The sequence below is a fragment of the Streptomyces sp. NPDC032091 genome (genome assembly GCF_055580265.1).
The window spans coordinates 44,811-57,169 of sequence record NZ_JBVILR010000028.1; the positions used below are offsets into that span (position 1 = coordinate 44,811).

At 73.7% G+C, this 12,359-nt stretch carries 13 protein-coding genes; 5 read left to right on the forward strand and 8 right to left on the reverse strand.

The genetic code is table 11. From position 1 onward, the window contains the following. Positions 1-301: 301 nt before the first annotated feature. From ACZ5NJ_RS32785 to ACZ5NJ_RS32805, 5 genes are all read right to left on the reverse strand, one after another. Positions 302-1,489 carry a sensor histidine kinase gene (locus tag ACZ5NJ_RS32785; RefSeq protein WP_468769846.1) on the reverse strand — a complete coding sequence of 396 codons (1,188 nt, stop codon included), beginning with the start codon at positions 1,487-1,489 and terminating at the stop codon, positions 302-304. A gap of 90 nt (positions 1,490-1,579) precedes the next feature. Continuing rightward, on the reverse strand, positions 1,580-2,323 hold the full coding sequence (locus tag ACZ5NJ_RS32790) for a hypothetical protein (protein WP_468769763.1): 744 nt from the start codon (positions 2,321-2,323) through the stop codon (positions 1,580-1,582). Continuing rightward, a complete protein-coding gene (locus ACZ5NJ_RS32795) occupies positions 2,320-4,212 on the reverse strand; it encodes a phosphatidylglycerol lysyltransferase domain-containing protein (RefSeq protein WP_468769764.1) in 1,893 nt (630 codons plus the stop codon). Before ACZ5NJ_RS32795 ends, ACZ5NJ_RS32790 begins: the two co-directional genes overlap by 4 nt. Positions 4,213-4,293: 81 nt before the next feature. Next, a complete protein-coding gene (gene cobT / locus ACZ5NJ_RS32800) occupies positions 4,294-5,373 on the reverse strand; it encodes a nicotinate-nucleotide--dimethylbenzimidazole phosphoribosyltransferase (protein ID WP_468769765.1) in 1,080 nt (359 codons plus the stop codon). Positions 5,374-5,428: 55 nt separating this feature from the next. Then, a complete protein-coding gene (locus tag ACZ5NJ_RS32805; protein WP_468769766.1) occupies positions 5,429-6,643 on the reverse strand; it encodes a bifunctional adenosylcobinamide kinase/adenosylcobinamide-phosphate guanylyltransferase in 1,215 nt (404 codons plus the stop codon). 93 nt (positions 6,644-6,736) lie between these two features. On the opposite strand from ACZ5NJ_RS32805, the gene ACZ5NJ_RS32810 reads away from it, so the two are divergent. Beyond that, entirely contained in the window at positions 6,737-6,946 is a 210-nt protein-coding gene (locus ACZ5NJ_RS32810; RefSeq protein ID WP_468769768.1) for a hypothetical protein, read from the forward strand. Positions 6,947-7,006: 60 nt separating this feature from the next. Here the strand turns inward: ACZ5NJ_RS32810 and ACZ5NJ_RS32815 are convergent, their stop codons facing one another. Both ACZ5NJ_RS32815 and ACZ5NJ_RS32820 read right to left on the reverse strand, forming a co-directional pair. Continuing rightward, complete coding sequence (locus ACZ5NJ_RS32815; RefSeq protein WP_468769847.1) at positions 7,007-7,750, reverse strand: class I SAM-dependent methyltransferase; 744 nt, start codon at positions 7,748-7,750, stop codon at positions 7,007-7,009. Positions 7,751-7,827: 77 nt separating this feature from the next. Further along, the gene (locus ACZ5NJ_RS32820; protein ID WP_468769769.1) at positions 7,828-8,427 is read right to left on the reverse strand and encodes a DUF3043 domain-containing protein; all 600 of its coding nucleotides are present in this window, start codon (positions 8,425-8,427) and stop codon (positions 7,828-7,830) included. Positions 8,428-8,689: 262 nt separating this feature from the next. Between ACZ5NJ_RS32820 and ACZ5NJ_RS32825 the strand changes: the two genes are divergently transcribed. After that, complete coding sequence (locus tag ACZ5NJ_RS32825) at positions 8,690-9,484, forward strand: PspA/IM30 family protein (protein ID WP_468769770.1); 795 nt, start codon at positions 8,690-8,692, stop codon at positions 9,482-9,484. Between the two features lie 14 nt (positions 9,485-9,498). Beyond that, positions 9,499-9,777: a PspA-associated protein PspAA gene (gene pspAA / locus ACZ5NJ_RS32830; RefSeq protein WP_468769771.1), complete on the forward strand. Its 279-nt coding sequence runs from the start codon at positions 9,499-9,501 to the stop codon at positions 9,775-9,777. Between the two features lie 72 nt (positions 9,778-9,849). Here the strand turns inward: pspAA and ACZ5NJ_RS32835 are convergent, their stop codons facing one another. After that, positions 9,850-10,641: a hypothetical protein gene (locus tag ACZ5NJ_RS32835; protein WP_468769773.1), complete on the reverse strand. Its 792-nt coding sequence runs from the start codon at positions 10,639-10,641 to the stop codon at positions 9,850-9,852. A gap of 70 nt (positions 10,642-10,711) precedes the next feature. On the opposite strand from ACZ5NJ_RS32835, the gene ACZ5NJ_RS32840 reads away from it, so the two are divergent. Beyond that, positions 10,712-11,533, forward strand: a complete 822-nt coding sequence (locus ACZ5NJ_RS32840; RefSeq protein ID WP_468769774.1) for an adenosylcobinamide-GDP ribazoletransferase — start codon at positions 10,712-10,714, stop codon at positions 11,531-11,533. A gap of 33 nt (positions 11,534-11,566) precedes the next feature. Next, a complete protein-coding gene (locus ACZ5NJ_RS32845) occupies positions 11,567-12,286 on the forward strand; it encodes a response regulator (protein ID WP_468769775.1) in 720 nt (239 codons plus the stop codon). Positions 12,287-12,359 lie beyond the last annotated feature (73 nt).

A 12,359-nucleotide genomic window follows, 5' to 3' on the forward strand; every position in this document is an offset into this window, starting at 1 on the left:
CGGGGCCGGATGGATGTCTGCCGGCCCCCGACGACCCCGGAGGGTCCCTGATACGGCCGGATGTCCTATGAACATCCGTCCCGTTTCTTTGGGGGTTTCCCGGCAGTCTTCGTTTTTCCGTGGCGGGACGGTCTGTCAAGGGTGGCCGAAGGCCATCGCGAAGCGACGCGACCGAAGGGAGCGCCCTTGACAGGCCGGCCCGCCACGGAAGGACGATGAGACTGACGGGAAAGCCCCAACCGATCTCTGAGACCGCCCCGCTGGGGCCCCGCCCACCCCGACCCCGCCCCACCCCGCCCCCTCACACCGGCAGGATGGCGTGGACCCGGTATCCGCCGCCGTAGCGGGGGCCCGTGAAGCAGGTGCCGCCCAGGGCGGTGGCGCGTTCGCGCATGCCCAGGAGGCCGTGGCCGCCGCCCGGGTCGCCCGGGGCGGGGGAGGAGTCGGCGGAGTCGCCGCCGTCGTCCAGGACGGTCACCTCCACCGAGGCGCCCACCCGGACCACGCTGACCTCGGCCTGCGCTCCCGGGCCCGCGTGCTTGCGTACGTTGGTCAGGGCCTCCTGGATCACCCGGTACGCCGCCAGGTCCACCGCCGCCGGCAGCGGGTCCGGGCCGGTCCACGCTCCTGCCCCCAGCTGGACGGTGGCCTCGACCGGGAGGCCCGCGTGCCGGAAGGTGTCGAGGAGTTCGTCCAGGACGGCCAGTCCCGGCGCGGGCTCCGTCGGTGCTTCCGGGTCGCCGGACTGGCGGAGCAGGCCGACCGTGGCCCGGAGCTCGTTCAGGGCGGAGCGGCTGGCGTCCCGTACGTGTGCCAGGGCCTCCTTGGCCTGGTCGGGCCGCTTGTCCATGACGTGCGCCGCCACCCCCGCCTGCACGTTGACCAGGGCGATGTGGTGGGCCACCACGTCGTGCAGGTCCCGGGCGATGCGCAGCCGCTCCTCGGCGACCCGCCGCCGGGCCTCCTCCTCGCGGGTCCGCTCGGCGCGTTCGGCCCGTTCGCGGATGGCGTCGACGAAGGCCCGGCGGCTGCGGACCGCGTCGCCGGCGGCCGCCGCCATCCCGGTCCAGGCGAAGATCCCGATGTTCTCCTGCGCGTACCAGGGCAGCGGCCCCGCCAGCATGGCCACCCCGGTCAGGCCGGCCATCGTCAGGAGCCCGGTGCGCCAGGTGGTGGGCCGGTCGGTGCGGGCGGCGACGGTGTAGAGGGCGATGACCGCGCTCATCGCGACGGGCGCCCGGGGCTCGCCGGTGGCCAGCTCGACCAGGGTGAGCGCGCAGGTGACGGCGAGGACGGTGCGGGGGCCGCGGCGCCGGAAGACGAGGGCGGCCGCGCCGAGCAGCATCAGCAGCAGGGAGACGGGTTCGGGGGCGCGCGTGCGGAAGGCGGGCCCGAGCGGGCCGTGCGGGTCGACGAAGGAGCCGAGGACCATGGAGACCAGCGCCCCGAGCGCCAGGACGGCGTCGGTGGCGAGCGGATGGGCCCGCATCCACTGCCGCCCGGTGGGGAAGGGCCCGAGTCCGAGTTCTGTGGTCACCCCGCTACGGTACGGGTTCGCCCGTACGGCGCCCGTAGGGCCTCAGCCGCCGTCCGGCGGCCGGGGCGGGCACGGGCGGCGGGGTGGCGGTGGGGTGCGGCGGCCCAGGGGGGCCCGGGAGCGTGGCGGGCCCCACTTGGCGCGCACCACGCACACCGCCATGACGCCGGCGATGGCCGCGAGGTGTTCCTTGCCGGCGAGGTTGTCCTTGACCAGCACCTCCCCGATCATCACGAGGATCACCAGCGTGCCGGTGAAGTAGGCCCGGTAGCGCCAGCACACGTAGATGGCCAGCCCCACCACCGCGGCCGAGGGGCCGGTGTCGTTGACGACGCGGTCGGTGACCGGCAGGCCGAAGGGGTGGTCGGGGCCCAGGGAGAGCCCGACGCGGGCGAAGGTGGTGCCGGCGAGGGTGGCGACGTAGCCGATCAGGAGGGTGCGCCACCAGCCGATGCAGATCTCGGCGATCCCGAAGACGAGCAGGATCTGCGCGAGCGCCCCCCACACCGGCAGGTCGAGGGCGGGGACGAAGAGGGAGAGCGGCGTGCGCAGCAGCGCGAGCCACAGGGGATCGACGGCCTTGACGGACCCGAGGTTCTGGACGGGCTGGAAGCCCCAGTGCGTGTTCTGCACGATCTGGAAGACCGAGGTGAGGCAGACCGCGCCGATGGTCATCGGGACGGCCCGCCACTTGTCGCGGACGAGCGCGTCCCTGAGGGTCCAGAACAGGGGGCCCCACTCGCGGCGGGCGAACCGCCGCGGTGAGGCCGTCGTCCACGACGTCAACGAATCGTCTCCAGATGTCTGCGGTGCAGCCACTTCGGCAGGCCGGGCGCCTCCAGGAAGCCCTCGGCCCGGCCCGCCGCGATGCCGATGCGCAGCAGGTCGGAACTCTTCTCGAAGAGCATGAACCGCGGCTCCCAGATCGGGCGGTATTTGGCGTTGGCCCGGTAGAGGGACTCGATCTGCCACCAGCGGGAGAAGAAGCTCAGCAGCGAGCGCCACATGCGCAGCACCGGTCCCGCGCCGAGCTTGGACCCCCGCTCGAAGACGGAACGGAACATCGCGAAGTTCAGTGAGACCTGTGTGACGCCGATCTCCTTCGAGCGTTCCAGGAGTTCGATCACCATGAACTCCATCAGGCCGTTCTCGGAGTCCCGGTCACGGCGCATCAGGTCCAGCGACAGGCCCTTGGGGCCCCACGGGACGAAGGACAGCACGGCGCGCAGGTCGCCGTTGCCGTCGGTGCACTCCAGCATCACGCACTGGCCGTCGTCGGGGTCGCCGAGGCGGCCCAGGGCCATGGAGAAGCCGCGTTCGGTGGCGCCGTCGCGCCAGTCGTCGGCGCGCTGGAGCAGGACGGCCATCTCGTCGGCGGGGATGTCGGCGTGGCGGCGGATGCGGACGGTGTAGCCGGCGCGCTTGACGCGGTTGTAGGCCTGCCGGACGGTGCGCATGGCGCGGCCCTCCAGCGTGAACTCGTCGGTCTCGACGATGGCCTCGTCGCCGAGCTCCAGGGCGTCCAGGCCGTGGCGGGCGTAGATCTGTCCGGCTTCCTCGGAGGCGCCCATCACGGCCGGGACCCAGCCGTGTTCGCGGGCCTCGGCCAGCCAGGGTTCGATGGCGCCGGGCCAGGCCTCGGGGTCGCCGATGGGGTCGCCGGAGGCCAGGGAGACGCCGCCGACGACGCGGTAGGTGACGGCGGCCTTGCCGGTGGGGGACCAGATGACGGACTTCTCGCGGCGCAGCGCGAAGTAGCCGAGGGAGTCGCGGTCGCCCTGCTTGGCGAGCAGCGCGCGCAGCTTCTCCTCGTCCTCGGGGGTGAGGGGGTCGACGGCGCGGCGCGAGCGGAAGGCGGCGAACAGCGCGGCGAGCAGCAGCAGCATCGACATGACGTTGATGAAGACGTCCACCCAGGCGGGGGTGGTGATCGCGTTGTACGCCTTGTCGTCGGGGGCGAGGGTGATGAGTCGCATCACGCCGTAGCGCCAGCGGGCCAGGAACGTGGCGTCGGCCCGGTCCGGGTCGGTGTTGGTGGCGCCGACGAGGAGCGCGGCGACCAGCGAGGTGAGCAGCAGGCCGACGGCGGCGACGGCGGTGGCCAGCTTGGGGTTGGAGCGGTCGCCCTTGGCGTAGAACTCGTGGCGGCCCACCAGCAGGGCGCCGACGAAGGCGGCGGTGAGGGCGAGCGAGACCCAGTTCTGCGCGTGGTCGCGGAACTCCGGGTAGCACATGCTGAACTCGCCGCCGATGCACGGGGCGAAGGCGGCGACCGCGAACGCGAGCAGCAGCAGGCCGCTGACCACCAGGTTCAGGATCCAGGCGGCCCGCTTGCGGCGGCCCATGGTGACCGCGAGCAGCAGCGAGAACAGGCCGGAGGCGAAGCCGGCCGTCAGCAGGTACGGGGTGTAGAAGTCGGCGGTGTTGTGCCGGCGCAGGTCCTGCCCGAGCGAAAGCCACACCGCGCTGAGGAAGTTGACGAAGGTGACGGCGCGGAGGTACCAGACGGCGAAGGCGGCGCTGCGCCGCGAGCGCGGGCTTCCCCTGCGGGTCTCCGGCTTGGCGGCGGCCTCTCCTGCCTGCTCCTTTTCCTTCTTGTTGTTGGAACCCTTGCCGGAAGCCTGATCGAGGCTGTTCCGGTCGGTTTCTACGCTGGACAAGCGGACCTCTCCCATGAAACGCGATGATATGGGCGCCACCGGTCCGCAGGCCGTACGGGCACTGCGGACTGGTCAGGCCCGTGGTGCCCGGTACTTTCAGTCCGTCTTCCGGTCCGCCGGCGGCTCTCCGGACGCCCTTTCGGGCAGTTCCGCCGCGAGCGCGGCCGCCGCCTGGACCAGGGGGAGCGCCAGCAGGGCACCGGTTCCCTCTCCCACTGTGACGCCGTGGTCGAGGACCGGGTTGAGTGCCATCCGGTCCAGGGCCTTGGCCTGGCCCGGCTCCCCGCTTCCCTGTCCGGCCAGCCACCAGTCGGGGGCGCGGAAGGCGGCCCGCTGGGCGACGAGCCCGCAGGCGGCCGAGACGACCCCGTCGAGGATGACGGGCGTACGGCGGACCGCGCTCTGGAGCAGGAAGCCGGTGATGGCGGCGACGTCGGCGCCGCCGACCGCCGCCAGCAGCGCCGTCTGGTCGCCGAGCACCGGGCGGGCGCGGCGCAGCGAGTCGCGGATGGCGGCGCACTTGCGCATCCAGGCCAGGTCGTCGATCGGCAGGCCGCCGCGGCCGGTGACCACGGAGGCGTCGGTGCCGCACAGGGCGGCGACCAGGGTGGCCGCGACGGTGGTGCCGCCCACGCTGAGGTCGCCGAGGACGACGAGGTCGGTACCGGAGTCGGCCTCCTCGTCGGCGATCCGGATGCCGAGCTTCAGCGCGGCCTCGGCTTCCTCGGCGGTGAGGGCGTCCTCGACGTCGATGCGCCCGCTGCCGCGCCGTACGCGGTGGCGGACGACGTCCTCGGGCAGCAGGGCGGGGTCGCAGTCCAGGCCCGCGTCGACGACGCGGACGCCCGCCCCGAAGCGCTCGGCGAGGATCGCGACCGGGCTGGTCCCGTCGAGCACCGCGCGCACCAGGGCGTGGGCGCTGCCCGCGGGCCGGGCGGAGACGCCGCCGGCGGCGATGCCGTGGTCGGCGGCGAACAGGACGACCCGCGGCCGCTCGATCGGCGTGACCGGTACCCGGCCCTGCGCGGCGGCCAGCCATGCGGCGAGCTCGTCGAGCCGGCCCAGGGCGCCGGGCGGCACGGCGAGGCGCCCACGACGCTCCTCGGCGTCACGTCGGACGCCCCCGTCGGGGCGTTCGATCAGATCGGAGAAGTCGTCGAGATTCAGCGTGGTCATCTGCCAGAGATTACAGCCGCCGGCGCCCCTCCTCCGGGGGCCGGTTGTCGATCCGTCACGACGGCTGCCCCTTGAGGACGAGGGCCTGCCCGGCGACCACGAGCAGGACGTGCTCGCACTCGCCCGCGACCGCGCTGTTGAGGCGGCCCAGCTCGTCGCGGAACCGCCGTCCGGCAGCGGTCGCGGGCACCACACCGGAGCCCACCTCGTTGCTCACCAGTACCACCGTGCGGCGGGTGGCGCGGACCGCCGCGACCAGTTCGGCGGTGCGGGCCCGCAGCTCCTTGCGGCCGCCGCCCGCCCAGACGGCGTCGTCCCAGGCCCCGGCCCGGTCCATGGCGTCGGTGAGCCACAGCGCGAGGCAGTCGATCAGCAGGGGGGCGCCGGGCAGTTCCAGCAGCGGGACGAGGTCGCAGGTCTCGGCCGTGCGCCAGTGGGCGGGCCGCCGCTCGCGGTGGAGGCCGACGCGCTGGGACCATTCCGTGTCGCCGTCGCGGGTGCCGCCGGTGGCGACGTACGTCACCTCGGGGAAGGCCTCCAGCCGGCGTTCGGCCTCCACGGACTTGCCGGAGCGGGCGCCGCCCAGCACCAGGGTGCGGCGGGGCAGGTCCGGTACGGCGTGGTACTCGCCGGCCGTCACCGTGGTGCCGTCGGGCACGGCGCGGGCCCCGGCGGCGGCGCAGCGGCGCTCCAGCTCCCCGCCGGGCGGGGTGCCGTGGTCGAGGTGGACGGCGATCACGTCGGTGGCGGGGCCGACGGCGCCGGTCGACCGCAGCCGGGCCAGCGCCTCGGGCCGGCCGAGCACGTCGGCGAGGACCACGTCGTAGGGGCGGGGCGCGGGCACGCCCTCGGTGCCGGCGGGTGCCCCGCCGGGCGGCAGGTACAGCAGCCGGGCCCCGTCCGGGCCGGTGACCTCGTACCCGGTCCCGGGCGAGTCCATCGGTACGGCCCGCACCCGGTGCCCGCTGATCACGGCGAGCTCCCGTCCGTCGGGGACCCGTCCGGCGGCGGGCAGCCCGGGCGGCAGCTCGACGGCCGGCCCGTCGTGCGGGTGGGTCAGCAGCACCTGCCGTACGCCGCCCAGCGAGTGTCCGGCGCGGGCCCCGGCGAGCACCGCCCCGGGGGTGAGGTCGAGCAGCAGTGCGCCGTCGACTAGGACGGACGTCGCGGCGCGCGCCCGGGTGCCGACGGAGACCGCGCAGACGGCGCAGGGACAGCCGGGGCGGGGCAGTCCTTCGGGGGTACCGGTGCCGAGGAGAGTGAGTTCCACACGGAGATCCTCTCCCTTCGCCGGTACTGGTGCGCGCCCGGTTACGCTGCGGGCACACTCAAGGCGAGTAGCGGACGACCAACGGAGGCGGACATGGCGTGGACGTGGCGGTTCGAGGCGGCCGACGGCACCGAGACCAGCCCGGCGGTGGAACCGGAGGAGTTCACCACGCAGGGGGACGCGGAGTCCTGGATCGGCGAGGTCTGGAAGGAGCTCCTGGACGGCGGCGCGGAACGGGTGACCCTGTTCGAGGACGCGACGGAGATCTACAGGATGAGCCTCAGCGCGGCAGCGGAGGCCTGACGCCCTGATGTGCGAAACCCCCGGGGTGGTCCCCGGGGGTTTTCCGTTCCGCCGGCTCCGTCAGCCGCGCACGCCGCACAGGTGCAGCAGTGCGGCCACCGAGCGGTAGGGGTCGGTGCGCCCGGCCCGTTCCTCGGCGGCGAGCAGCCGTTCCAGCTCCTCCTCGGGCGGCAGCTCCGCGGCGGCTTCGGTGCCGTCGGTGAAGACGCGGACCCCGTACCAGGTGTGCAGCGGTGCGCCGATGCCGGACAGGGTGGCCGTCAGGTCGGCGAGCCGGTCGGCCCGTACCTCCAGGCCCAGCCGGTTCGTGTAGTCGACGGTGTCGAAGGCGACCAGTGCCCCCGTCCAGTCCCCGGACAGCCCCGGCCGCAGCGCGAGGGCGTCGCCGTTGCGCACCAGCAGGGACAGCAGTCCGCCCGGGGCCAGCATCCGGGCGAGCCCGGCGAGCATGGCGTCCGGCTCGGAGACGTACATCAGTACGCCGTGGCACAGCACCACGTCGAAGCTGCCCGGCCCGAAGTGCGCGCCCGTCTCCCGGCCGTCGCCCTCGATCAGCTCGACCCGGTCGCGGATCCCGGCCGGCTCGGCGGCCAGCGCGGCGTGGGCGACCGCCAGCATGGCGGCGTCCTGTTCCAGCCCGGTGACCATGTGCCCGGCGCGGGCGAGGCGCAGCGCCTGGGTGCCCTGGCCCATGCCGACGTCGAGGACGCGCAGCCGCTGCCCGACGGGGAAGCGCTGGGTGATCTGTTCCTCGACCTGCCGGCCGACGAGTTCCTGGCGGACGGCGTTGCGCAGTCCGCCCAGGCCCTCCAGCCAGAGCCTGGCTCCCCCCGAGAAGCCCTCCCCCTTCGACGCCCCTGACGGTGCGGGCGTCGCTCCGGTCAGGGCCGTTCCCCGCGCTTGACCTGCGGCTTGGGCAGACGCAGCCGGCGCATCTGGAGGGTGCGCATCAGGCCGTAGGCGATGGCGCCGCGGCGGGGCTCGTTCGTGAAGCGCTCGTTGAGGGCCTTGCGGAGCCGGAAGACCAGGCCGATCGAGTCCAGGACGATCAGGGCGATCACGACCATCCACAGCGTCAGCGCGACGGTCTGGATCGAGTTCACCCGGATCATGCTCAGCACCAGGATGATCACGGCCAGCGGCAGGAACATCTCGGCGACGGAATAGCGGGAGTCCACGAAGTCGCGCACGAACCGGCGGACGGGGCCCTTGTCGCGGGCGGGCAGATAGCGCTCGTCGCCGTTGGCCAGCGCCTCGCGCTGGCGTGCCATCTCTTCCCGGCGGCGCTCGCGGGCCCGCCGGGCGTCCTCCTTGCGGTTGCCGGTCGAGGCCACGACGGCCTTGCGCTGCGACTGTGCGACAGCGCGCTTCGGCGTCGGGCGGCCCTTGGGGGCCTGCGGGTCACGGGGCTGCGAGAGGTCGGCGCTCACCTTTTCGGTGGCGGCGGCCTTCTCTTCCTTGGAGGAGCGGCTACCAAACACAGACACAACCCTACGTGGTCGAGGGCGGGCGGCCCACCTCGGCGGGGAACGATCCGGCAACGGCGGGCGTCTTCCCCGTACGAGGCTCCTGAGGTCCTCGGGGATCACCTACTCCTTACGCCTGACACGGCGCCGGGGGTACTCGTCCTGGAGGAGGAGCACATCCGTACTCGAACAGTGCGGTAATGGAAGCAGGGCCCGTACTGTGGGTCCTGTCGGTGACCTGCACCACAGTCCGTCCAGAAGGGGGCGCGCGAAGCCCATGAGCGGTGTCATGAAGCGTATGGGGATGATCTTCCGCGCGAAGGCGAACAAGGCCCTTGACCGGGCCGAGGACCCGCGCGAGACCCTCGACTACTCCTACCAGAAGCAGCTGGAGCTACTGCAGAAGGTGCGCCGAGGCGTCGCCGACGTGGCGACCTCCCGCAAGCGCCTGGAGCTCCAGCTGAACCAGCTGCAGAGCCAGTCCGCCAAGCTGGAGGAGCAGGGCCGCAAGGCCCTCGCCCTGGGCCGCGAGGACCTGGCCCGCGAGGCCCTGTCCCGCCGGTCGTCGCTCCAGCAGCAGGTCGCCGACCTGGAGGTGCAGCACCAGACCCTCCAGGGCGAGGAGGAGAAGCTGACGCTCGCGTCCCAGCGCCTCCAGGCCAAGGTGGACGCCTTCCGGACGAAGAAGGAGACCATCAAGGCCACCTACACCGCCGCCCAGGCCCAGACCCGGATCGCCGAGTCCTTCTCCGGCATCTCCGAGGAGATGAGCGACGTCGGCCTGGCCATCCAGCGGGCCGAGGACAAGACCGCCCAGCTCCAGGCCCGCGCCGGCGCGATCGACGAGCTGCTGGCCTCCGGCGCCCTCGACGACCGCAGCGGCCTCGGCTCCAAGGACGACATCCAGGCCGAGCTCGACCGCCTCTCCGGCGGCAACGACGTCGAGCTGGAGCTCCAGCGGATGAAGGCGGAGCTGGCCGGCGGTCCGTCCGCGCAGCAGCAGGCCATCGAGGGCGGCGCCCCGGGCGCCGACCGGCCGCAGCAGACCCAGCACCGGTTCGACAAGCAGTAGGACAGGGGCCCGTCATGATTGTCCGCATCATGGGGGAAGGTCAGGTGAAGGTGGCCGACGGTCACTTCATCGAGCTCAACAGGCTGGACGACGAACTCCTGGAGGAGATGGAGTCCGGCGACGAGGCGGGCTTCCGGCGCACGCTGGGCGCCCTGCTCGACGCCGTGCGGCGCCTCGGCACCCCGCTGCCCGACGACGCCCTGGAACCCTCCGAGCTGATCCTGCCCGCCCCGGACGCGACCCTCGACGAGGTCCGGGACATGCTCAGCGACGACGGCCTCATCCCGGGCTGACCGGGCCCGCGCACCGAGGGCACCGACGCGTGTGAAGGGCCCGCCCCCGTCATCGGGGGCGGGCCCTTCGCGTCATCCGCGGCCGTGGCCCGGACCGCCCCCGCCGCCGCTCCTCTCCCGCGCCCGCTCCGGGTCGGACAGCCCGCTGATGAAGTTCTCGAACCGGCGGCGCGGCCGGGCCCAGCGCCGGTCGTGGTGGAAGGCCCGCAGCCCCGCCTTGGCGCGGGCGCGCGGCCGGTGGGCGTAGAACCGCTTCGCGTACGGGGACCCGGGCCGGGCCAGCCGCACCGCCCCGATCAGCGCGACGAAGGGGATGACCGTCCCGAAGAGCGCCGTACGGGGTTTGCCCTTCCACAGGGCGATCAGCGCCAGGAAGAAGTTGGTGGCGGTGTTCATGACGACGAGCCCGCGGCTGTGCCGCTCCCCGGGCGACAGCTCGTTGACCCCGAAGGGCAGGAAACCGCCGAGCACCAGGGCGACCACGGCGGCCGTCAGGACGACGACCTCCACGCTCTTGCGGCCCTGCTCGCTCCAGTAGACGTCGTCCAGGTGCAGGATCAGCGCGAACTCGTCCAGCACCAGCCCCGCGCCCAGCCCGAAGAGCACGGCCGACAGGCCCGCGCCGAAGGTGTGCCCGCCGCTGCCCACCGCCCCGAACCCGCCGATGATCACCAGGACCACCCCGGGCACCACGTGGTGGACGTGCAGCCCGCCCGGGGTGATGTTCTTGAAGGGTCCCCGCCCCGCCCGGATCAGCCGGGTGATCACCCGTGTGACCAGGAACGAGAACACGAACGACAACAGCGCGAGCAGCAGCGGGAGCTTCCCCGGATCGACGATGTTCCGATCCCACCAGTGACCCACGACACCCGCTCCCGATATGACCCGTAATGAGCAATTTACCGTCCACCGTATGCGGGTAGCGTTCGCGCCGATGACAGATTCGACCGATGATCGACCCCCGCTCCCGCCCACGGAGAGCGCCACGCTGGCCGACGGGATCCGCTTCGCCTTCGGCACGCTGACCGTCCTGCCCGCGCGCATCACCCGCTGGGACCGGCCCGCGGCCCGCACCGGCATGGTCTGCGCCCCGCTCGCCGGCCTCGTCGTCGGCCTCCTCGCCACCGTACCCGGCGTCCTCCTGCTGCTGCTCGGCGGTGGCCCCCTGCTCGCCGCGGCCGTCACCGCCGCCGTCCCCGCCGCCCTGACCCGAGGCCTCCACCTCGACGGACTGGCCGACACCGCCGACGGGCTCGGCAGCGCCAAGCCCGCCGAGGACGCCCTGCGGATCATGAAGCAGTCCGACATCGGCCCCTTCGGCGTCATCACCCTGCTCTTCGTCCTCCTGGTCCAGGTCGCCGCCCTCGCCCACGCCTACGCCGACTCCTGGAGCCGGGGCGCGCTCGCCGCCGTCACCGCCGCCGTCACCGCCCGCCTCGCGATGACCCTGGCCGCCCGCCGCGGCGTCCCCGCCGCCCGGCCCGGCGGGCTCGGCGCGGCCGTCGCGGGCGCCGTCCCGCACCGCGCGGCCGCCGCGGTGGCCGGCCTGGTCCTGGCCGCCGCCGCCCTCGCCGCCCTCCCGGCGGGGCCGGCCGCCGCCGCCCGGCACGCCGCGGCCGTCCTCGCCGGCCTGCTCGCCGCCGAACTCCTGCTGCGCCGCTGCGTACGCCGCTTCGACGGGGTCACCGGCGACGTGTTCGGCGCCGTCTGCGAGACGGCCGCCACGGCCGTCCTCGTCGTCCTCGCCCTCGGCTGATCGCGCGCCCCACCGCCCGCGTACCCTCGGGGCGTGGACGAGAACCGGGCTCAGGAGCGGGGCGCAGGCCCCATCAAGGTGCTGCTCGCCGACGACCAGGCGCTGCTGCGCAGCGCGTTCAAGGTGCTCGTCGACTCCGAGCCCGACATGCGCGTCGTCGGGGAGGCCTCCGACGGGGCCCAGGCCCACGCCCTGGCCCGCGAGTCCGGGGCGGACGTCGTCCTCATGGACATCCGCATGCCCGGCACCGACGGCCTCGCCGCCACCCGCATGATCAGCCGGGACCCGGAGTGCGCCGGGGTCCGGGTCGTCATGCTGACCACCTTCGAGGTGGACGAGTACGTGGTCCAGGCCCTGCGCGCCGGAGCCTCCGGCTTCCTCGGCAAGGGCGCCGAGCCCGACGAGCTGCTCAACGCCATCCGTGTCGCGGCCGCCGGCGAGGCCCTGCTCTCCCCGGCCGCCACCAAGGGGCTGATCGCCAGCTTCCTCGCCCAGGGCGGCCGCGGCGACGCCCCCGCCGCCGGCTCGGCCCACGCCGAACGGCTGGCCGCGCTGACCGGCCGCGAGCGGGAGGTCCTCGTCCAGGTGGCCGCCGGCCTGTCCAACGACGGCATCGCCGGCCGGCTGGAGGTCAGCCCGCTGACCGTGAAGACCCACGTGAACCGTGCCATGGCCAAGCTCGGCGCCCGGGACCGGGCGCAATTGGTGGTCATCGCGTACGAATCGGGCCTGGTCCGCCCGCGCGCCGACTGACATCCGCCGACGACGGCGCGCGCCCGCAGTAGGACGGTGTACTGCGGGCGCGGTATGCCGCGCATAAGGACGG